Here is a 20528-nt window from a genome sequence, read left to right on the forward strand (position 1 = left end):
CGTCAGTTTCTACGCCATCTCTTTTAAAATATGGCTTTCAAACGCATCTATAGAAAACTCTTTTTCAGCGATACCTGCATTCATTACAGCTTGTGGCATGCCATATACTACTGAGCTTAGCTCATCCTGCACCCAAATTTTTGCACCTTTACTTTTTAGCTTGCTGGCGCCAAGTTTTCCGTCAGAGCCCATCCCTGTGAGTATGACCCCTAAGACATCACCGTGATATACATGCGCAATTGACGCAAACGTAATATCAACGCAGGGCTTATACAGTATATCGGCACTGTCTGGTGCATCATAAATTCGAAAAGAAACACGTTGACTATCGCCCTGAACGGTCATTTGACGGCCACCAGGTGCTAAATACGCGACGCCTGCTTTAACTTCTTCACCGTTCATCGCTTCTTTTACAGTCAATTGCGACAACTGATTCAGTCGCTCTGCAAATGCCTTAGTAAAGGAGCCCGGCATGTGTTGCACAATAAAGATAGGATAAGGAAAATTCTTTGGGACAGCTGTGAGCACTTTTTGTAGAGCAACCGGCCCGCCTGTGGACGTGCCAATCGCTAAGCAGCGATACTTTTTACCCGACGGAATACCACTGGACGAAGAATGATAAAGTGGGGCTCCCAACGGAATACTACTGGTCGCTTGCACTGAGCGTTTAGCAGGATTTCGACTAACCGGCTTATTGAACAAAATCGCTTTAGGAGGGGCCACACGCACAGAAGCGGGGCGCAGTCCGTGTTGCTTTCTACACAAGCTTTTGACCCGAGATTGCAAAAGCGCAACGGCATCTTGACGATTTGCCGCGATATCTTCGAACTTCTTGGGTAAGAAGTCCATTGCGCCTGAGTCCAGTGCGTCCAAGGTGGCTTTAGCACCTTGAAGTGTCAATGAAGAAAACATAATGATGGGGACGGGTTTACGGGCCATTATTTTTTTGACGGCAGTGATCCCATCCATGATAGGCATCTCCACGTCCATAGTGACTACATCAGGATTAAGCGTAGCGACCATCTCAATTGCTTCTTGACCATTTCTGGCCTCACCTATGACTTGTAAACTGGGGTCTTGCTCTAGAATTTCTTTTACACGGCGCCTAAAAAAAATCGAATCATCAACAACTAATATCTTGTATGCCATGTGTATTTTGTAAAAACCTCGTGTTTAACGCGCTTGTCGAATGGCATCGGCTTTTTTCTTAGCATAATGCTTTAGTAGGCCTGGAACATCTAGGATCAACGCAATCCCACCATCACTGGTAATCGTTGCGCCAGCCATGCCAGGAGTACCTTGTAGCAATTCATCTAATGGCTTAATCACCACTTCTTCTTGACCGATGAGCGCATCAACCACAAAACCGAGTTGCTGGGTACCAATTTGCACGACAACAACATGTCCCTTAGCGCGATCTAGCGGGATTGGCTTAGCATTTTTGCGTACTAACCACTCGCGTAAATAGAATAATGGGATCGCTTTGGAACGAACGATTTTTGTTAATTGGCCATCAACTGTATTGGTTTTACTCATATCCATGTTGATAATTTCGTTTACCGAGCCTAATGGTAATGCGAAGGTTTGATCGCCAACCACTATCATAAGAGTCGGTAATATTGCCAAAGTCAGTGGCACTTTAATTTCTAGCGTGGTGCCTTTGCCCAGCACAGAATCGATATTGACCGTACCATTTAGCTGGTTAATTTTGGTTTTCACCACGTCCATACCAACGCCGCGGCCTGACACTTCGGATATTTCAGTTTTGGTCGAGAAACCCGGAGCGAAAATTAAATTGAATGCTTCTTCATCTGTCATTCGAGCCGCGGCATCAGCATCTAATACGCCTCGAGAAATAGCTATTTCTTTAAGCTTATCAGGGTCCATGCCTTTACCGTCATCGACTATGCTCAGCAAAATATGATCACCTTCTTGAGAAGCTGATAGCTTTACCGTACCTAAAGATGGCTTGCCCGCTGCGACCCGATCCGCTGGCATTTCTATACCATGATCCACTGAATTTCGTACTAGATGCACCAAAGGATCAGCAAGGGCCTCGACTAAATTTTTGTCTAAATCTGTTTCTTCACCCTCTAGTTCAAGGGTAATTTCTTTCTTCAAGGTGCGCGCTAAGTCACGCACGACTCGAGGAAAACGCCCAAACACTTTTTTGATGGGCTGCATGCGCGTTTTCATCACGGCGCCTTGCAAATCGCCGGTGACCACGTCTAAATTAGCAATCGCTTTTGACATACTTTCGTCGTTGACGGATAAACCTAAACTAAGCAACCTGTTACGCACTAATACCAACTCACCTACCATATTCATGATTTGGTCTAAGCGCTTGGTATCCACCCTAACCGTCGTTTCCGGCTGTGGTGCTGCGGGACGCTTTTCCTCACGCTTAGAAACAGCCGACTTTTCCGCCGCCCCAGGGCTTTTAGCAGGTATATTGGCTTGGCTAGAGGCAATGCTGGGCGCACTCGACTTAGTGTCGTTACTTTTATCAGTGGCTTTTTCACTTGCGGATTGCGACGGCGTGTTATCAGATACTGCCGACGTTACTGGAGTGTTTGGCGCTTTACTTGTTTCTCCGTTAGCTTCTTTTTTGGTAACAGGCCCTTGCCCTTTACCATGGAGCTGATCGAGTAACGCTTCGAATTCATCATCACTGATATCTTCTGATTCAGAATTTGTGCTTGCTACGGGCGCGTCAGTCGATTCAGAGGGAGCGTCTTGAGAGCCGCCAAACTGCCCTTCTCCATGAAGCTGATCGAGTAACGCTTCAAACTCATCATCACTAATATCGTCACCATCACTACTCATATCAGCGCCACTGGAAGACTCTGTGGATTGTGGCGGCTTAATTGATGGTGATTGCGATGCTCCTCCAACGGGATTACCTTCACCGTGAAGTTCATCAAGCAAGGCCTCAAACTCGGATTCGTCAAAGTCATCCGAATTTGTTTTAGGCTGAGATGCCGCTTCACTGGGCGCCTCGATTACTGGCGTTTCGATAATTGGAGGCGCAGCAACTTGGTCTTGCGCCTCTGGCTTACTCAGGCGATGCAATGTATCTAATAACGATTGCTCTGCTGCTACCAAGGGTTTGTTCGATTTTACATCTTCAAACATGGCGACGACTTCGTCGGTTGCTTGAAGAATAATATCCATTAACTCTGGCGTTAATGAACGTTGGCCGTTACGCATGACATCGAATACGTTTTCAGCGCCGTGACAAATATCGACTAATTCGGTTAACGAAAGAAAGCCCGCGCCACCTTTAACCGTGTGGTAGCCTCTGAAAATCGCATTCAGTAAATCCGAATCTTGCGGATTATTTTCCAACTCAACCAGCTGTTCTTGAAGCTGCTCTAGTATTTCACCCGCTTCTACTAAAAAATCCTGAAGGATCTCCTCGTCAACATCAAACCCCATATTGTAACGCCTCTAAAATCCTAAACTTGACAGTAAATCATCAACATCATCTTGATTAGATGCGACGTCGTCACGGTTAGCTGCATCGAGAATTGGGCCTTCCGCTTTAACACTATCGGCTTGTTTATCAGATATATGAGGAATTTCCGCTGACTCTGATCCACCGAACATCGTTAACATATGCACTAGGCTGTCTTCTACTTCTTTAACTAGTTCAATGACCCGGCGAATAATTTGCCCTGTGATGTCCTGATAGCCTTGAGCTAGTAGCATCTCGGTTAATAATGCGTTTAATTTTCCAGACTCGTCCTTGCCCTCTTCTAAAAAGGTGTCGAGGCGTCTGCACAGGGCATTGAATTCGCCCAGCTCTAACTGACGATTAAAAAGCTTCTTCCACTCAGGAATGATTTCGTTCATTTCAGAATTGAGCTTTTCGGCAATGGGCATGCAATCATCGACTAAGTCCATCGTGCGATTCGCGGCTTGCTCAGTGGTTTCAATAACATACGTGAGCCGCGTTTTAGCGTCAGGGATCTCTTCATTCGCTAAATTAGCAATACGTTCATCGAGTTGAAAGTTATTCAAAGAATCATGAAGTTGGCGAGTTAATTTACCTACCTCTTCGAACAGTTCGACAGAATTGGTGTCATTGACACTATCGAGAAGCTGCTGAGCGCCTTGATTATTACCACTTTCAAGTAAAGCGACTAATTGCTTTGCATCTTCTAGCTTCATGGGGGCTGGATGTGAGGTCATAAGGCCTTCCTTATCGTTGAGAAAAGCCTGACTAACCTAAGCGTTCAAATATCTTGGCCAACTTCTCTTTAAGGGTCGCAGCAGTAAATGGTTTGATAACATACCCATTAACACCAGCCTGCGCCGCCGCTACAATTTGTTCTTTTTTGGCTTCTGCCGTTACCATTAACACTGGTGTGTGTTTAAGGTTTTCGTCGGCACGGATCGCCCGCAATAAATCAATTCCTTGCATGCCTGGCATGTTCCAGTCAGTCACTACAAAATCAAAATCACCTTGTTGAAGCATAGGCAATGCGGTACTGCCATCATCCGCTTCTTGAATATTAGTAAAACCTAGATCTTTCAATAGGTTCTTGATGATGCGACGCATTGTCGAGAAATCATCAACAACCAAAATTTTCATATTCTTATCCAAAACTTTCTCCGCTCGAGGCAAAATCAAAACATTTATATGTTATTTGTTTATTCTTCAATACGCCAAGTCTGCATTTTACTTTTTAGTTTTAGCATAGCTTGACTGTGTATTTGGCTAACACGTGATTCACTCACGTCTAGAACTTCACCTATTTCACGTAGATTCAATTCTTCGTCATAGTACAATGATAATACGATTGCTTCACGCTCAGGTAAGGTTGTAATGGCATGGGCTAAGGCTTTTTGAAAAGAGCCTTGGAGCAAATCTTCAAACGGAGTATCAGAGCCTTTAGTTTGCTCTGTTGTCACCACATCTTCCGATACCCCTAAATCTTCCATGCCAATAATTTTACCTGCATTCACTTCACCAAGCATTTGGTGATATTGCTCAATGCTGACTTCAAGTTTTTTGGCTATATCTACATCTCTGGCGTCACGGCCTGTCTCACGCTCAACTTTATTAATGGCATCCGTTATCGCACGGCCATTTTTATGCACAGAGCGTGGTGTCCAATCACCTTTTCGAATTTCGTCAAGCATAGAGCCGCGAATTCGAATACCTGCAAAGGTCTCAAAACTCGCACCTTTGGTGCCATCGAAGTTACGAGACGCTTCAAGTAAACCAATCATACCGGCTTGAATGAGATCGTCGACCAATACGCTGGCGGGTAAGCGGGCAATAAGATGATGAGCAATGCGCTTTACCAATGGAGCATGACGCTCCACCAGTGCATTTCTGTCATCTAACTGCTGATACGCAGCGGCTTTACTGTTCACCGAATATCGCCCACGGCTTTTTTGGCCACCAACTGCTCAAGGAAGAACTCTAAATGCCCTCCTGGCTGAGAAGGCACTGGCCAACCTGCTGCCTGTTGAGCTAGCTTTTTAATAGCGATAGCCGCTGGCGAAGTTGGATATGCTTCAACAATCGCTTTTTGCTTACGAACCGACTTACGAATATTTTCATCAAACGGTACAGTGGCGACTAGTTCTAAGGCCACGTCTAAAAAGCGGTCGGTGACTTTTGTTAACTTATTGAACAGCTCTTGTCCTTCTCGCATATTGCGCACCATATTGGCGACAATTTTAAAACGAAAAACACCGTGCTCTTTATTCAAAATTTTGATCAATGCATAGGCATCTGTGAGAGATGTAGGTTCATCACACACTACCACTAGGATATCTTGCGAGGCACGTGAGAAACTTAAAACCATATCTGAAATACCTGCCGCAGTATCAACAATTAATACGTCAATTTGCGAGCGCAGCTCACTGAATGCTCTAATTAAGCCTGCATGTTCGGTTGGAGTGAGTTCAGTCATTGACTGACTGCCAGAGGTTGCTGGCGCAATTTTAATCCCGTGGGGACCTTCAACAAGGACTTCGTCTAGAGTGCATTCCCCTGACAATACATGTGAAAGGTTTTTCACCACACGTAAGCCAAGTAACACATCCACGTTGGCTAAGCCTAAATCTGCGTCTAATACCATGACTCTCTTACCCTGCTGGGCCATAGAGATCGCGGTATTTAACGTGACGTTGGTTTTACCCACGCCGCCCTTACCACCGGTAACGGCGATCACTTTAATTAATCGAGATTGATTCATTCTTCTTAAGCTACTCGCTTGGTCCTCAATCATACTGCCACTGCTGCGTTATTTAGTGAGTTACCACTAGTATGAATTAATACGTGCTTTTTATAAAGCTTAGCGGCGCTGGTTATTAAAAATTTTGCATCTGCCACTTTCAAGTCTTCCGGAACCTTTTGGCCATCGGTAATAAAGCTCACGGACAATTTGTGCTCGATGGCCGCACTAATTGCCTCTCCAAGACTGTAGCATTCATCTATTTTGGTGAAAATACAACCCTGTAAAGAAATCTGTTTGTAAGCAGCAATGGTTTGCTGCATAACTTGATATTGACTGTTGGCTTGCATGACCAAATAACTGCTGATATTCGCCGTTGTACTCTGCTTCAACGTTTCTAACTGCTTGATCAGTCTAACATCTCTTTGCCCAAACCCTGCAGTATCAATAAGTATAAGGCGCTTATTCCTAAACTGGAATAACAGATCTGATAACTCTTCAGCGTTCTGCGCTTTTTTCACCGAGCAACCAATAATTCTGGCATAGGTAGAAATTTGCTCGTAAGCAGCGATTCGATAGCTGTCAATGGTGATCAAGCCGACATTTTGAGCACCGTATTTTTGCGCAGCTTGTGCGGCAAGTTTTGCCACAGTCGTTGTCTTTCCAGTCCCAGTAGGGCCCATTAAAACTGCGATGCCGCCTTTGGTCAGTAAGTTACTTTCTTCAGTTTGTATGCGATTAGCCAGCAGTTTTAATAAAAACAACCAAGCTTGACGCTCATCAGTATCTGCCGGGGTATAAGAAACCACTTCATTGGCCAGTGCTTCACTGATACCCATCTTTTGTAACTTGTTGGTTAAATAGCCGTGTAAAGGATGGTTTCGTCCTTTGTCTTGTTGCAAAAGACCAGCCACTTGGAACTGAAGCACATTACGTAAAGAGGCTAGCTCTTGACGCATTTCATTTAATGCGTCTTGCTGATGCGGTACGTTGGGTACCTCTGGTTGCGCCTGCGTTTGGCGTTGCGGCTGACTTGTTACATTTTGAGGCTTTGCAGGCTGAGCAACAGGCTGACTCGCTTGATGAGCTGACTCTTTTGCTTGAATTTGTTTTTCAAGCAATGCTCTAAGGCTATCCGGTCCGCTGTCACCGATGATTTCACTGAGGGTAGGAGTGGATTCTGCTCTGGGCTTCGGTGCAGACGTCAAACTGGACTCGGCGCGCTTAGGGCTTGCAGCTGGCTCTTTGTCATATGCAGCGACAATTTCCACACCATTGCTTAGCTTTTTATTAGACATGATGACTGCATCATCGCCCAACTCGTCTTTGACTTGTTTCAAAGCCTCGCGCATGTCTTTGCCATAAAAGCGTCTAATTTTCACAATTTACCCCTTGCTACTTGCATCTGGTGACGGACTATTGACCCACCGCACTGACTATTTTAATTTGTTTGTCATCTGGAATTTCTTGATATGACAACACATGCAAACCTTGTACTGCGTGCTTCAAGAACCTTGATAACACTGGGCGTAACATACCTGAGGTGAGTAACACCGCAGGTTCGCCCGCTAATTCTTGCTGTTGAGAAGCATCATTTAGTGACTTTTGTAAACGTTCAGCTAAACCAGGTTCTATTCCTGCGCCATCTCCTCCACCGGCTTGTAATGACTGGTGCAACATCTGTTCCAACTCTGGCGCCAAAGTTATGACTGGTAACTCGGCTTGTCCGCCATTGATCTCTTGAATGATGAGGCGCTTAAGAGAGATACGCAGCGCAGACACCAACACATCAGGATCTTGACTCTTAGGTCCATACTCACACAAGGTTTGTACAATGGTGCGTAAATCACGGATAGGCACGCCTTCGTACAATAGCGTTTGCAGTACTTTAACCACGGTACTAAGTGACAAAATATCAGGTACTAAACCTTCTACTAATTTAGGGCTTTGCTTGGCAAGCATATCCAACAACTGCTGAACCTCTTCGTGACCAAGTAATTGATACGCATTATTAGTCAGAAGTTGACTTAGGTGAGTCGCGACAACCGTGGCGCTATCGACCACGGTATAACCTAACGTTTGTGCGTGCTCACGTTGGTTCGAGCGGATCCATACGGCATCTAGGCCAAATGCTGGATCTTTTGTCACGGTTCCATCTAATTTGCCAAATACCTGACCTGGGTTAATCGCCAGCTCGTCGTCGTGGCTGATCTCCGCTTCGCCAACAGAGACTCCCAACATGGATATGGTGTAGTTGTTAGGACTTAAATCTAAATTATCGCGAATATGAACTGGAGGTATAAGAAAGCCAAGCTCTTGAGACAACTTCTTACGGACCCCTTTGATACGTGTCAATAACTCGCCGCCTTGTGATTTATCTACCAGCGGGATCAAGCGGTAACCTACTTCTAAACCAATGGTGTCAACGTGTTGCACGTCATCCCAACCTAGTTCTTTGATTTCAGCAGGTTTTGGTGTGCCACGTTCTTTTTCAGGCGCCAATACTTCCGGCTGTGAGGCCAATTTCTTTTCGCTCCAGTGCTGGTAATAAGCATATCCGCCCACTAACGCACTAAACCCCAAGAAAGCCACATGCGGCATGCCCGGCACTATACCCATGACAAACAAAATACCACTGGTGATGTATAACGCTTGGCGATTACCTAATTGACGAGTGAGTTCTTGTCCCATTTCTTGGGAGTCGTTTTCACGAGTGACGATTATCGCTGTCGCTACAGACAACAATAACGAAGGAATTTGTGCAACTAGGCCATCACCTATGGTTAGCAATGTATAAATCTCGACGGCCTGCCCGAAGGCTAAGTCGTGTTGAAAAATGCCAATGAATAAACCGCCCACTATGTTGATCAACATAATGAATAACCCTGCAACCGCATCCCCTTTTACGAATTTAGACGCACCGTCCATTGAGCCATAGAAGTCGGCTTCACTGGTCACTTCAAACCGGCGTTTACGGGCTTCATCTTGGTCGATAAAACCTGCGTTTAAATCTGCATCAATGGCCATTTGCTTACCTGGCATTGCATCTAACGTAAAGCGTGCGCTCACTTCTGAGATACGTCCAGCACCTGCGGTCACCACTTTAAAGTTAATAATCAACAGAATGGCAAATACCACAATACCCACAGCGTAGTTACCACCAATAACCACTTCGCCAAATGCTTGGATCACTTTCCCCGCCGCATCACCGCCTTCGTGCCCTTCCAGCAAAACAATCCGTGTTGATGCCACATTCAAGGCTAAGCGCAGTACAGTGGCAATTAGCAGAACGAGTGGGAAAATTCCGAAGTCGACGGGCTTCTTAGTGAAAACAGACACTAAGATAATGACCAGTGATAAAGCAATATTAAAGCTAAACAGCACGTCGAGAAGAAACGCTGGCATGGGTAAAATAACCATTCCCATGATGGCCAACAATACAAGAGGCGCACCAAGTCCAGACATAACAGACTGAAATTGATTTTTGTCGAAACGATTAAGATAAGCTGTTAGTTGCATAGCGCGTATTTTTTGACACCTGACGGACGTTTTACTTCATAAAGCAACTACCGCGCCAAATGAGGTAAAACACCCCTACGCCATGCATTAATCTTTAGTCTAACCGCAGGCTGGTGAGACTTTAGCGCCTCAATTCGTAAGGGATAGGAAGGTTTGTGGGTACTGACTTAGGACGTTTTCCCTTGCCATTTTTGTAGGCTTTTAGTTGAAAGACATAAGCCAAAATTTGCGCCACGGCCATGAATAGCTTAGCCGGGATCTCAGACTCCACTTCAGTAGAGTAATAAATTGCTCGAGCCAACATGGGCGATGCGACAATAGGCACTTCATGTGCGTCGGCTATTTTACGTATATGCATCGCCATTTCATCGACCCCTTTGGCAACGAGCACGGGTGCTCGGGTGCCTTGTTGATCATATTTCAAGGCGATGGAATAATGCGTCGGGTTCGTTACCACCACATCGGCCGTAGGTACTTCTTGCATCATACGGTTTGCAGCAGCTTGAAATTGTAATCGACGAATACGGTTTTTAACCTGTGGGTCACCTTCAGCGTTTTTGTTTTCGTCTTTCACTTCCTGTTTCGACATTTTCATTTCTTTGTTGTGCTTGTAACTTTGATACGGCACATCAAACGCCGCGATAGGAATAAGTGCACAGCACATCATGAGAAATGCCCATGATATTAAGTCCATTGCATGAAATAAGTTTTGTGGATACAGTTCTAAATCAAGGTGTAAAGCTTCATCCTTAAATACCAACATAGCGACATAAGCCATGCCCATCACCACTATCACTTTGGCTATCGCTTTAAGCAATTCAACTAAACCATTCATACCAAACATGCGCTTAAAGCCAGCGAGCGGATTGAGCTTATTGGCTTTAGGTGCCGCTCCCTGCCAGGTGAAATTGTAGCCACCAAGCGCAATATTGCCGTAAATGCCCGCTGCGGTAATGATGACCATGTACAGCATAACGGGCGTGGCGACTGTTTCGATCGCTGAGCCCCATGCTTGAAACATATGCGTAAAGTCATAGGTTTCATCACGCGATAGAGTAAATGTGCGCTGAGTAACTAGGTAAATCGCCTTGGCAATTTGCCCTCCCATCATGATGAACGCAGCAGCGCTAAAGACTAAAACAAGGGCCGTCGAGAGTTCTTTGGATCGCGCGACTTGGCCCTTTTTTCTGGAGTCGGTGATCTTTTTGGATGTGGGGTCTTCTGTTTTTTCATTAGCGTCAGACATAAACCGCCTCCTTTAAGGACAAACTCTAACGAGCTGACACATCATTTGCTGAGCTCTATCCCACTGTACTTCAAAGTGGTAAGTGAAATTATCCATGGTGATCCAGATAATCACCAAACCCATGATTTGCGCGATACTGAAACCCAAACTAAAAATGTTCAATTGCGGCGCCGCCTTGGTCATAACACCGAACGCCAAGTTAACAATCAATAAAGATACAATCGGCGCTAAAGACAAGGTCACGGCGGAAATAAACATCCAACCAGCCCAATGGGCGATTTCTCTAAATTGCTCTGGCTGAAGCCACGCTTCTCCTACTGGAAATGCAGTAAAGCTCATCACCACCATACGGATCATGGCTAAATGGCCATCTAGCGCCCAAAAGAGCAAAGTCGCTAGAATTAAGTAGAACTGACCTACCGCGGGTACATTGATGCCATTGACTGGGTCGACGATGGAAGCAAATCCAAGCCCTGTTTGCATCGCCACGACTTGCCCTGCCAATACAAAGGTATTCAGCACCATGGTTGAGATAAACCCCAGGGAAATACCGATAATAAGTTGCTGGATCACCAACACGAAGGTACTTACTGAGAGTATTTCTACAACCGGCACAGGCGGTATAACAGGCAAAATAATGAAAGTAATAAACAGCGTCAATAAAGCGCGTACAGTAGTGGGAACTGTTTTCGCACTCAAGCCAACCATGGTCGCCAACATGCCCGATATACGCATGAATGGCAGTAACATGTCACCCATGAACTGAGTGATAATGTCGGCGGAAAACGCCATGCTAACCCACCACTTCCGGGATACGCTCTACCATAGTGAAGGTGAAGTCCATTAACTGCTGTACTAGCCAATGTCCACCCCAGCTAAGGGCCAATAAAGTGACAATCAAGCGCGGTAGAAAGCTCATTGTCTGTTCGTTTATGGATGTGGCGGCTTGAAATACTGCGACGATTAACCCCACAAACAAGCTAGGTAAGATGATGGCTGACACCAACAAAATGACCATGTTCAAGGCTTCTTTCAATATGTCAACAAAGACCTCTGGTGCCATGACTAAGTCCCCATTCCAAAGCTGTTTGCTAGTGTGCCAAAAATAAGGTTCCAACCATCCACCAACACGAACAACATTAGCTTGAAGGGCAGCGAAACGATCATAGGCGATAACATCATCATCCCCATAGCCATGAGGATTGACGCTACCACCAAGTCCAAAATAAGAAATGGAATGAACAACATAAAACCGATTTGAAACGCGGTTTTCAATTCGCTAGTGACAAAAGCGGGTATCAGCACATTCATTGGCACATCGGCTGGCTCTTGAAACTGATCTTCATAGCCGCCTATTTCCACAAATGTTTCTAAATCTTTTATTCTCGTCTGTGCCAGCATAAAACCCCGCAACGGCTCTTTGGCTAGTTCGTAAGCTTGTATCGAGGTGATTTGTTCACTTAAGTATGGCTGCAGCGCTGTTTCATTAATTTTTTCAAACACTGGCGCCATGATAAACATAGACAGGAATAAGCTCACGCCTATCAATATTTGGTTGGAAGGGGATTGTTGCAAACCAATCGCTTGACGCAAAATAGAGAGTACGATGATGATACGAGTGAAAGACGTCATCATCATAATAAATGCAGGCAACAAGCTCAGCGCAGTCATGATCGCCACCACTTGCAATGTCATGGTGTAATCTTGCGAGCCATCCGCGTTTTCAGTCATGGTCAGCGCGGGGATACCGGGCTCGGCAAGAACCCAACTAGGAACCATTAATAGTCCCGTCGCCAATAGCAGTAAAAAAATCTTATTCATCGTGGACTCCCGCACTTTTTTTGCTGCCAGTGTTGGCGTTAGGCTGTAACTTATCTGCCATAAACATATTCAGTTTATCTTTGAAATTGTCACCAACAGGCGGTTTGTCATTTGAAATAGGCGTGTCGAGTTTTGCTAAGTGATTAATATTCTGCGCCGTCACACCAATGAGGTGCTGTTCTTCACCCACTTCTATGACGAGCACGCGCTCTTTAGTGCCTGCCGCTAAAGAAGCTATCACTTTTAATTGCCCCGTGCTGCCGCCAGTGACGTTAAACCGTCGCATTATGAACGCCAACATGAAAACCACCGCGATCACCAGCAGTAGGGATAGAAAAATTGACACTATGGATGAGGTATCAGAGAGGGTTTTAGCTTCAGCAAATGCTGTATTTGAAGCTAAAAACAGAGGGCTCAGTACATACCAAACCCTTGTTTTAAAAGAGGTTTGTTTAGCGGAGCTTTTTGATTCTTTCCAGTTGACTAATAACATCAGTTAAGCGAATACCAAATTTATCGTTGACGACTACTACCTCACCATGAGCAATCAACGTGCCATTTACTAACACATCAAGTGGCTCACCTGCGACACGGTCTAACTCAACGACAGAACCTTGGTTCAACTGCAATAAATTGCGAATACTGATATGGCTACGTCCTACTTCCATAGAAATAGTCACAGGAATATCCAAAATCGTATCTAACTTGCGCTTTTCCGCAGGGGATATCTCTTTGTCTTCTTCAAGCTCGTCATATTCGGCAACAGTAGCGTTACCGTCTTTGCTTTCTTCATCTGCTTGTTCAGCCATGGCCGCTGCCCAATCATCTAAACCTTCTTCTTCGCTCATAATCTTTGCCTCTTGATTGGTTACAAATCATCTTCAAGGGTTTGTAACTCGGCGTCGCTATCGATTCTGCGGCCGCCTTTGGTTAATAATTGTAATTCCGATTTGACAGACGTAGGTCGCGGAATTTTATCGGTAATCTTAAGTGCTAGGTTGTCTCGTGAACGGCCCAGCTTCGCTCTGAATGTGGGTAATTCCTCTATCATCACAGTGATGTGCTCGGGCATGTCGATAGGAATAATATCACCGGCTTTCATGTCCATGATCTTTTGTAAGCTAAGCGTCAAATCCATCATGTGAGTTGAAAGCTCGACTTTCACGTCCATAATTTCATCACGTAGTGCTTTGCTCCAACGCAGGTCCGTGTCTTCCTTATCACTTTGCACACCTGCATCGAGAAGTTCTCGAATTGGCTCTAACATTGAGTAGGGCAATGACACATGAAAGTCCCCACCACCACCATCGAGTTCAATATGAAAAGAGCTGATTACCACCACTTCCGTGGGGCTAACAATATTGGCCATCGCTGGGTTAACTTCTGAGTCCAAATATTCGAAAGACACGTCCATCACGGGGGCCCACGCCTCTTTATAATCCTCAAAAATCAGTTTAAGCAGCATCTGAATGATACGTCGCTCTGTCGGCGTGAACTCTCGGCCTTCGATTTTTGCATGATAGCGCCCATCACCACCGAAGAAGTTATCTACCAAGATAAACACTAAACGCGCTTCCATGGTGATTAACCCAGTGCCTTTGAGTGGACGGAAGCGAACCATATTCAAACTAGTAGGTACAAACAAGGTGTGGATATACTCGCCAAACTTAATCATTTGGATACCGTTAATAGACACTTCCGCAGAACGGCGCATCATATTAAATAGGCTGACCCGCATGTGTCTGGCAAATCGCTCGTTGACGATTTCCAGTGTCGGCATTCTTCCCCGGACGATCCGATCTTGCGAAGAAAAGTCATACTCCAGCGCAGTGCCATCGCCCTGCACTTCTTCGACGTCATCTTCTTCGACTTCGTCTACTCCGTGAAGCAGCGCATCGATTTCATCTTGGGATAATAAGTCGCTCAATCTCTTTCTCGCTTTTGCTTATTGCATCACAAAACCGGTGAACAATACTTGCTCTACCAATTCATTACCTGACACGTCTTTCAAGGTTTTCTGAACTTCCTTTAAAGCGTTATCACGAATGGCAGCTTTGCCCGCTTCTGTGATTAAATCATCAGCATTCGCTTGGCTAAATGCTCTGTTCAATGCCCCTTGAATCGACGGTATGTGCATTTTCACTTGCTCTTCAGCACTACTGCCGCGAACCATAAGCTGCACTTTAATTTCGACTAAACGGTCTCTATTTGCGCCAGGCACGTTAAACGTAATCGGATTAGGAATAGCTACATAAAGTGCTGTTCCCGTTTTTACAGCCTCTGACGTTTCACCACCATCCCCCTCCATTTGGGCTTGCTCTTCACCTTCCATTGTAGCGACCTCGTCTTCACCACCAAGCAAAAAATACGCTGCGCCACCACCACCTAGCAGTAAAACAATCACTATGATGATAATCATCATGAGTTTGCTTTTCTTGCCACCCTCTTCCATTTGTAATTCTTCTTCAGCCATGCCAACACCCTGTATAATATTTTGCTGGTATTATCGTTCTTACTCAGAAAATCGCAATCTATAAGCCATACCTAAGTGTCAAACAAAGTAATCAATACCCCCTAAAGAGCCATTGACAATAGGTTGTTGTAATATCCCGTCAGGCACCTCACCATCGGCACTCCCCTGCTCTGAACTGCGTCCCGGTGCATCACCTGAGCCGCCACCGGCCGTTTGCTGTTCTTGTTCTTGGGATTCTTGTTCAACCGATGATTGACCTAACTCAATGCCTTTTTCTGCCAGCATCTCTTTTAATCTCGGCGCGGCGTTATCAATCGCCTCTTTCGCATGTATCGATTGCACCACAAAGCTCACGTTCGCTGATTCACCGTTGACTGACACTTTTACATGCATCGAGCCCAATTCAGCTGGGTCGAGGCGAATATCGGCAACCAACTGATTGGCATTCACCATGAAGCGTACTTTTTCAGCCAATTGCTGATGGGCCTCTGGTTTGGCCAAATTCAAGGCTTTGTCGAATTGTCCTTGCTGCAATTGATTGGCTTTGTTGTGTTCGACCATGTTAATGCCTAGCTCTCGATAAGTCGCATTTGCCGTTTGCTGATGCGAGGCTTGCTCGAGTGCGGTGCTCATCAATTGCGCCACGTCCAATATTTGAGACACAGAGCGCGTCGCCAATTCTACCTGTTCTTGCTTATTAGGAAGCATATTGCTTGCCAACTCTGGTGACGCTTTTATGGCGTCATTCACCAAGGCTTTTAAATCAATGCCAGGCTCTCGCCCTTTTTCGAGCTGCGCTTTTACTTCAGCTAAACCGGTTTTAAGGGCAGCGACAAAGTCAGCCGTGCCGCTGGGGTTGCTATCAGCGTCAACTTTATTAATAAGGGTGTTCAAATTTACGTTAGCAGTTGAGCTTAATTCGGCGTCTGTTTGCAGCGCCCCTTTTAACATGGCATTACTTGTCGCGTCCCCTGCAGTGCTAGCGGTTCCTCCCTTTTGTAATTCTTTGGCAAGTAGCGCTAATGCACTTTCAAGCTTCTCGGGTGGTAACTGTAATAGCTTTTTCAATTCAGGCGCACTGTCTAACATTGCTAGTTGTTGCTGGGTTAAGTCATTTTCTAAGGCCAAGGGTTCGGTTTGACCAGTACTTTGCTCGCTTAATGCTGAGCCTTCAAGCAAATCAGCTGTGCTGACAGCCACAGCGTTCGCAGTCTCTGGAGCGCTATTCAGGGCATCCCCCTTAGCTGGCGTTGTAACGCTCATCAAGCTAACCACAGCTTCTGCAATACCTGCTAGCGTTTCATCGCTTATGACTTTATCTTGCTGGAATAATTGCTTTTGTGCCAAATCCAGCGCAGCAAGTTCATTTTCCAGTGAGTCACTATCTAGCGCGTCTTCGCCTTTAGCGTCGAAGGTGCTTAAATCGTTTAAACGTGAGCTGCCATCTACTTGTTGTTGACCCACAATCAGTGATTCTAATTCTTTAAGCAATTCTGGGTTATTCTGAAGTAGCGCCATCATTTTACCGACGTCATCATCAGTGGTGAGCTCCGTTCCTTCATCAGCCGCTTCGTGCTCAGGTACTAATGCCTTATCTGCATTCGCCTGAGTCTTTTCTCCGAAAATGTGATTTAACAAAGCCAGAAGCAATGCTTCCTCGTCGCCGTTCACGCTATCAGCCAGTTTATTATCATTTAACGTGTTGACAGGAACGTCAGTCCCGCTTGCACTGGCAAGAGCGCTGTGTTGCCCCTTGCTGCTAATAGCGTCTTCACTATTAAGTGCTAGTTGTTCAATAATCGAAAGCCAGTGATTAGCATCTGCTTCATTTTTGCTACCCGTCGTGATTCGTGAACTTTCAGTATTGCCCTTTGAGGTATCAATTTGCTGCTTATCATCTGCCGTTAACCCAGTTTCATCAGGTGCGGTATCGACTGGCGAGTCAGATTTTCTTGTCTCTTTATTGTCACTCACTTTGCCAGTGTTGGCACTGTCGGGAGGGTTCTTGTGAGAGTACTCTTCTTTAGTGCCCAGTTGTTTTTCCGGTGCCAGCTTATCTTTCGCCGTGGTTTTTGGCTCTGAGCTTAGTTTCGGTTGCGTAGTTTCTTTGGGCGAATGCTGAGTCTTATTTTCCTTGGCCAGCATATAGGCAAATTCATCCGCGTTTTGCAGCTTGGATAGGCTTTCGTCACTCACATCAACCGCATAAGCGGCAACGTCTGATTTTGCGGTGGCAATATGTTGCAGCATCTAAAATCCTCTACACTCAAAAACGAATAACAATTTACTTTATTAAAAACAATACCTTAAAATATGATTCTGCATTACTGAATAGTAAATGTGGCAATTTTCACGTCTTAAGTATGCATTGTTTTGTGTACTTGCTAAGGGACACAGCAATCTTCATTCCAAAGTAACTCTAGGCACTTCGCTAACCATAAAGATGCTGAGATATTTTCGTACGCTGGTAGGTGGTAGGTGGTAGGTAATACCTATTCCAGTAAATAATTGCTGACTGGTTAATTATTTGCTGGGGTTAGTATAGACAAAGAACTGAAATGATAGACATGCGAATGAAATGCGACGTTAATGGTCGCTTAGATACAGTTATTTGCTACGGATGAATTTTTGTAACGCGAGCTCGTCAAGCATCTGTTGCTCTGCTCGATCCTGTTTTTGTTGTATTTTAAGGGCCTGTTTATCAAGTAGCATCTCGACTGCTTTTCGCTTTCTTTGCTGGGCAAGCCACTGTGCTTTACGCTGCTCAGCCACCACCAGCGCATTACTGACTTGTTTTGTTTGTTGTTCACAGGCCGCGTCAATTTTGCCGACAAATGACTGGTGCTGCCCGTAATTTTTGGCGGCTAACCCTAGCTGACCTTTTCGGATCCCTTCTTTCAAATAATTTACCCGATATTGCTCAAGTCCACTAAGTTTGTTTTGATTATCAACCACATTTTGCTGCGCCAACTGATAATCGGTTGCCATCTTTTGTTCTTTTCGTCGCTCCCAATCAGCGACCATTTGCAATTGCTTACTTACCGGCATTTCGAGCTCCGTGACTATATGGGGAAAACCTTATTAAAAAAGTCATCAATGCTAAGCAACTTATATTCTTTAAATAAACAGGCATTATGCTGGCCCTAACCCGGTACCCAACTTAACCATCGTTTCTACACTTTCATCAAAGGGTAAGATTTGCTGCATGCCTTGTTGTAAAAAAGCATTGATCGCAGGCTCAGCCTTAATGGACAAATCAATGCGCGGATCGTTACCCCTGGTATAAGCACCAATACTGATGAGGTCACGATTTTGCTGGTAAGTTGAGTAGACTTGCCGAATACGCCGCGCCACTTGAACATGTTCAGGGCTTACGACCATGGGCATCACTCGACTTATGGAGGCTTCGATATCTATAGCAGGGTAGTGCCCAGAGTCAGCTAATTGACGAGAAAGCACAATATGCCCATCCAAAATAGCCCTAGCTGAATCGGCGATAGGATCTTGTAAATCATCTCCTTCGGTCAACACGGTATAAAACGCAGTAATCGAACCTTGGTGTTCACCGCCATTTCCTGCACGTTCCACTAATGCGGGTAAACGTGCAAATACTGACGGCGGATACCCTTTAGTCGCTGGCGGCTCACCAACAGCAAGGGCTATTTCTCGCTGCGCCATGGCGTAACGCGTCAGTGAGTCCACAAGCAACAACACATTCATACCTTTGTCGCGAAAATACTCCGCGATAGTCACCGCGGTTTCACACCCTTTTAAGCGCATCAGGGGCGAGGTATCAGCTGGCGCGGCAACCACAACGGATTTTTGGCGCTCTTCATCGCCTAATATATCTTGAATAAATTCTTTTACTTCTCGGCCCCGTTCACCGACCAAACCAACAACAACCACGTCGGCGCTTGTTCCTCGGGTCATCATACCCAATAATACGCTCTTACCCACGCCACTGCCGGCAAACAAGCCCATACGCTGACCACTGCCAACCGTGATCATACTATTTATGGCGCGCACGCCTACGTCCAGAGGCTCTCTGATAGGTTTCCTAGATAAGGGGTTCATGGGTGGGCGCGTTAATGGCACACGTTTCTCAGCTTTAATGGCACCTAAACCGTCCAAAGGTTGGCCGTTTCCATCAACCACTCTGCCTAATAGCGACATGCCAACAGGTAATCCTTGTTCGCGATTAAGGGGTTGAACGCGTGAGCCTGGTACTATGCCTTTCACTGCTTGAGTGGGCATTAAATAGGTAATGTGTTCGGCAAACCCCACTACTTCAGCTTCTATTTCACCGTCTACAGTTTGTATTAAACATTGGCTCCCCACTGGCATTTGACACCCAACCGCTTCGAGGGTTAACCCGATACCACGCACCAACTTGCCTGCTGCAACGACCGGAGCTTGAGGGACTTGTTGCTGCAGTGCTTTAATATTCCCTAAGATATCCAGAGGCATAGCTAACTACTCGTCTTCGCTAGCATTAATAGTATCTAAGCCCTGCTCTAGCAGAAACTTGTCGAGCACGTCTTTAACGCGACGCTCTATGCTTACATCTACCGCATTGCTTTGTGTCACGATGTCGCAGCCACCTTGAGATAAATTGGGCGCTTCAATTAACTGCCATCCGTGTTTCTCAATTTCTTGCTCACTAAAGTGCTCAGTCACCAACACTAAATCATCTGGATGAAGGTGAATTTGATACTGGCGCTCATTAATCGGTAGCGCTTTTAGCCCTTCACTAATCGCATTAAAAATAATATCTGAGTTAGTTTTAATTTCGGCCCTAATCACTGATTTCGCTAGGGATACGGCCAACGAAACAAGTTCTTTCTGCAGTGTCTCTTCTACCAACGCGACCGGGTTGTGCAAGGTGTCTAACAGGCTGCGCCAGCTCTCTAATTGTTGATTAACACTTTCTTGAGCCTCGGCTAATCCTTGGGTTTTACCTTCTTCAAGTCCCTGCGCCGAGCCTTGTTCTTTGCCTTGTTCAAACCCTTCTTGATGACCCTTTTCTAAGCCCTCTTTTTTGCCTTCTTCAAACCCTTCACTTTGAGCAGCCTCTCGAATGGATTCGATTTCTTGAGCGGTAGGGGGCGCGAACTCCTCCTCTTCTTCTACTTGATTTTCAGGGGGTTCGTATTTCCAGTTCGAACGTCGATTTAACGCATTAGTCGTGGTTTCAACTGCCTTACGCTCATCTTCAACGAAAGGCAAATCCCAAGCGCTAATGTGTTTGTCTTGCTCACCATCGTAATCGTTCATT

Annotated in this window: 20 protein-coding genes; all 20 read right to left on the reverse strand. The window is 45.5% G+C overall.

Translation table 11 applies throughout. From position 1 onward, the window contains the following. Positions 1–9 precede the first annotated feature (9 nt). The 20 genes from PATL_RS15520 to fliH all read right to left on the reverse strand — a co-directional run bounded on the left by PATL_RS15520 (position 10) and on the right by fliH (position 20527). Entirely contained in the window at positions 10–1149 is a 1140-nt protein-coding gene (locus PATL_RS15520; protein WP_011575776.1) for a protein-glutamate methylesterase/protein-glutamine glutaminase, read from the reverse strand. A 24-nt stretch (positions 1150–1173) separates the two neighbouring features. Beyond that, complete coding sequence (locus PATL_RS15525; RefSeq protein WP_011575777.1) at positions 1174–3438, reverse strand: chemotaxis protein CheA; 2265 nt, start codon at positions 3436–3438, stop codon at positions 1174–1176. Positions 3439–3450: 12 nt separating this feature from the next. After that, a complete protein-coding gene (locus PATL_RS15530; RefSeq protein ID WP_011575778.1) occupies positions 3451–4194 on the reverse strand; it encodes a protein phosphatase CheZ in 744 nt (247 codons plus the stop codon). A 31-nt stretch (positions 4195–4225) separates the two neighbouring features. Then, entirely contained in the window at positions 4226–4609 is a 384-nt protein-coding gene (gene cheY, locus PATL_RS15535) for a chemotaxis response regulator CheY (protein WP_011575779.1), read from the reverse strand. Positions 4610–4656: 47 nt separating this feature from the next. Further along, positions 4657–5385, reverse strand: a complete 729-nt coding sequence (locus PATL_RS15540; protein ID WP_006993705.1) for an RNA polymerase sigma factor FliA — start codon at positions 5383–5385, stop codon at positions 4657–4659. Further along, positions 5382–6248 (reverse strand): MinD/ParA family protein, encoded by an 867-nt coding sequence (locus tag PATL_RS15545; protein WP_011575780.1) that lies wholly within the window; start codon positions 6246–6248, stop codon positions 5382–5384. Before PATL_RS15545 ends, PATL_RS15540 begins: the two co-directional genes overlap by 4 nt. Next, on the reverse strand, positions 6245–7576 hold the full coding sequence (gene flhF, locus PATL_RS15550) for a flagellar biosynthesis protein FlhF (protein ID WP_011575781.1): 1332 nt from the start codon (positions 7574–7576) through the stop codon (positions 6245–6247). Before flhF ends, PATL_RS15545 begins: the two co-directional genes overlap by 4 nt. A gap of 34 nt (positions 7577–7610) precedes the next feature. Then, positions 7611–9713 (reverse strand): flagellar biosynthesis protein FlhA, encoded by a 2103-nt coding sequence (gene flhA / locus PATL_RS15555; protein WP_011575782.1) that lies wholly within the window; start codon positions 9711–9713, stop codon positions 7611–7613. Positions 9714–9834: 121 nt separating this feature from the next. Next, a complete protein-coding gene (gene flhB, locus PATL_RS15560) occupies positions 9835–10959 on the reverse strand; it encodes a flagellar biosynthesis protein FlhB (protein ID WP_011575783.1) in 1125 nt (374 codons plus the stop codon). A gap of 12 nt (positions 10960–10971) precedes the next feature. Further along, the gene (gene fliR, locus PATL_RS15565) at positions 10972–11751 is read right to left on the reverse strand and encodes a flagellar biosynthetic protein FliR (protein ID WP_011575784.1); all 780 of its coding nucleotides are present in this window, start codon (positions 11749–11751) and stop codon (positions 10972–10974) included. A gap of 1 nt (position 11752) precedes the next feature. Continuing rightward, the gene (fliQ, locus tag PATL_RS15570) at positions 11753–12022 is read right to left on the reverse strand and encodes a flagellar biosynthesis protein FliQ (protein WP_006993711.1); all 270 of its coding nucleotides are present in this window, start codon (positions 12020–12022) and stop codon (positions 11753–11755) included. A gap of 2 nt (positions 12023–12024) precedes the next feature. Then, the gene (gene fliP, locus PATL_RS15575; protein ID WP_011575785.1) at positions 12025–12780 is read right to left on the reverse strand and encodes a flagellar type III secretion system pore protein FliP; all 756 of its coding nucleotides are present in this window, start codon (positions 12778–12780) and stop codon (positions 12025–12027) included. Next, positions 12773–13273: a flagellar biosynthetic protein FliO gene (gene fliO / locus PATL_RS23050; RefSeq protein ID WP_011575786.1), complete on the reverse strand. Its 501-nt coding sequence runs from the start codon at positions 13271–13273 to the stop codon at positions 12773–12775. The genes fliP and fliO overlap by 8 nt, the downstream gene beginning before the upstream one ends. Continuing rightward, positions 13233–13628, reverse strand: coding sequence for a flagellar motor switch protein FliN (gene fliN, locus PATL_RS15585; protein WP_011575787.1), 396 nt, complete (start codon positions 13626–13628; stop codon positions 13233–13235). The genes fliO and fliN overlap by 41 nt, the downstream gene beginning before the upstream one ends. A gap of 20 nt (positions 13629–13648) precedes the next feature. Then, positions 13649–14707, reverse strand: coding sequence for a flagellar motor switch protein FliM (gene fliM, locus PATL_RS15590; protein WP_006993716.1), 1059 nt, complete (start codon positions 14705–14707; stop codon positions 13649–13651). An 18-nt stretch (positions 14708–14725) separates the two neighbouring features. Further along, positions 14726–15253: a flagellar basal body-associated protein FliL gene (fliL, locus tag PATL_RS15595; protein WP_011575788.1), complete on the reverse strand. Its 528-nt coding sequence runs from the start codon at positions 15251–15253 to the stop codon at positions 14726–14728. 78 nt (positions 15254–15331) lie between these two features. Further along, a complete protein-coding gene (locus PATL_RS15600; RefSeq protein ID WP_011575789.1) occupies positions 15332–17503 on the reverse strand; it encodes a flagellar hook-length control protein FliK in 2172 nt (723 codons plus the stop codon). A gap of 357 nt (positions 17504–17860) precedes the next feature. Beyond that, positions 17861–18301: a flagellar export protein FliJ gene (fliJ, locus tag PATL_RS15605; protein ID WP_011575790.1), complete on the reverse strand. Its 441-nt coding sequence runs from the start codon at positions 18299–18301 to the stop codon at positions 17861–17863. A gap of 84 nt (positions 18302–18385) precedes the next feature. After that, positions 18386–19720 (reverse strand): flagellar protein export ATPase FliI, encoded by a 1335-nt coding sequence (gene fliI, locus PATL_RS15610; protein WP_006993720.1) that lies wholly within the window; start codon positions 19718–19720, stop codon positions 18386–18388. 6 nt (positions 19721–19726) lie between these two features. Beyond that, on the reverse strand, positions 19727–20527 hold the full coding sequence (fliH, locus tag PATL_RS15615; protein ID WP_011575791.1) for a flagellar assembly protein FliH: 801 nt from the start codon (positions 20525–20527) through the stop codon (positions 19727–19729). Position 20528 lies beyond the last annotated feature (1 nt).

The sequence above is a fragment of the Paraglaciecola sp. T6c genome, assembly GCF_000014225.1.
In the GTDB taxonomy this organism is placed as follows: Bacteria; Pseudomonadota; Gammaproteobacteria; order Enterobacterales; family Alteromonadaceae; genus Paraglaciecola; species Paraglaciecola atlantica_A.

Bases quoted from the DNA above. Each gene is read 5' to 3' on its own strand.
- PATL_RS15520 (WP_011575776.1), bottom strand. From the start codon at position 1,149: ATGGCATACAAGATATTAGTTGTTGATGATTCGATTTTTTTTAGGCGC.
- PATL_RS15525 (WP_011575777.1), bottom strand. From the start codon at position 3,438: ATGGGGTTTGATGTTGACGAGGAGATCCTTCAGGATTTTTTAGTAGAA.
- PATL_RS15530 (WP_011575778.1), bottom strand. From the start codon at position 4,194: ATGACCTCACATCCAGCCCCCATGAAGCTAGAAGATGCAAAGCAATTA.
- PATL_RS15545 (WP_011575780.1), bottom strand. From the start codon at position 6,248: ATGATTGAGGACCAAGCGAGTAGCTTAAGAAGAATGAATCAATCTCGA.
- flhA (WP_011575782.1), bottom strand. From the start codon at position 9,713: ATGCAACTAACAGCTTATCTTAATCGTTTCGACAAAAATCAATTTCAG.
- flhB (WP_011575783.1), bottom strand. From the start codon at position 10,959: ATGTCTGACGCTAATGAAAAAACAGAAGACCCCACATCCAAAAAGATC.
- fliR (WP_011575784.1), bottom strand. From the start codon at position 11,751: ATGGCGTTTTCCGCCGACATTATCACTCAGTTCATGGGTGACATGTTA.
- fliQ (WP_006993711.1), bottom strand. From the start codon at position 12,022: ATGGCACCAGAGGTCTTTGTTGACATATTGAAAGAAGCCTTGAACATG.
- fliP (WP_011575785.1), bottom strand. From the start codon at position 12,780: ATGAATAAGATTTTTTTACTGCTATTGGCGACGGGACTATTAATGGTT.
- fliO (WP_011575786.1), bottom strand. From the start codon at position 13,273: ATGTTATTAGTCAACTGGAAAGAATCAAAAAGCTCCGCTAAACAAACC.
- fliN (WP_011575787.1), bottom strand. From the start codon at position 13,628: ATGAGCGAAGAAGAAGGTTTAGATGATTGGGCAGCGGCCATGGCTGAA.
- fliL (WP_011575788.1), bottom strand. From the start codon at position 15,253: ATGGCTGAAGAAGAATTACAAATGGAAGAGGGTGGCAAGAAAAGCAAA.
- PATL_RS15600 (WP_011575789.1), bottom strand. From the start codon at position 17,503: ATGCTGCAACATATTGCCACCGCAAAATCAGACGTTGCCGCTTATGCG.
- fliJ (WP_011575790.1), bottom strand. From the start codon at position 18,301: ATGCCGGTAAGTAAGCAATTGCAAATGGTCGCTGATTGGGAGCGACGA.
- fliI (WP_006993720.1), bottom strand. From the start codon at position 19,720: ATGCCTCTGGATATCTTAGGGAATATTAAAGCACTGCAGCAACAAGTC.
- fliH (WP_011575791.1), bottom strand. From the start codon at position 20,527: ATGAACGATTACGATGGTGAGCAAGACAAACACATTAGCGCTTGGGAT.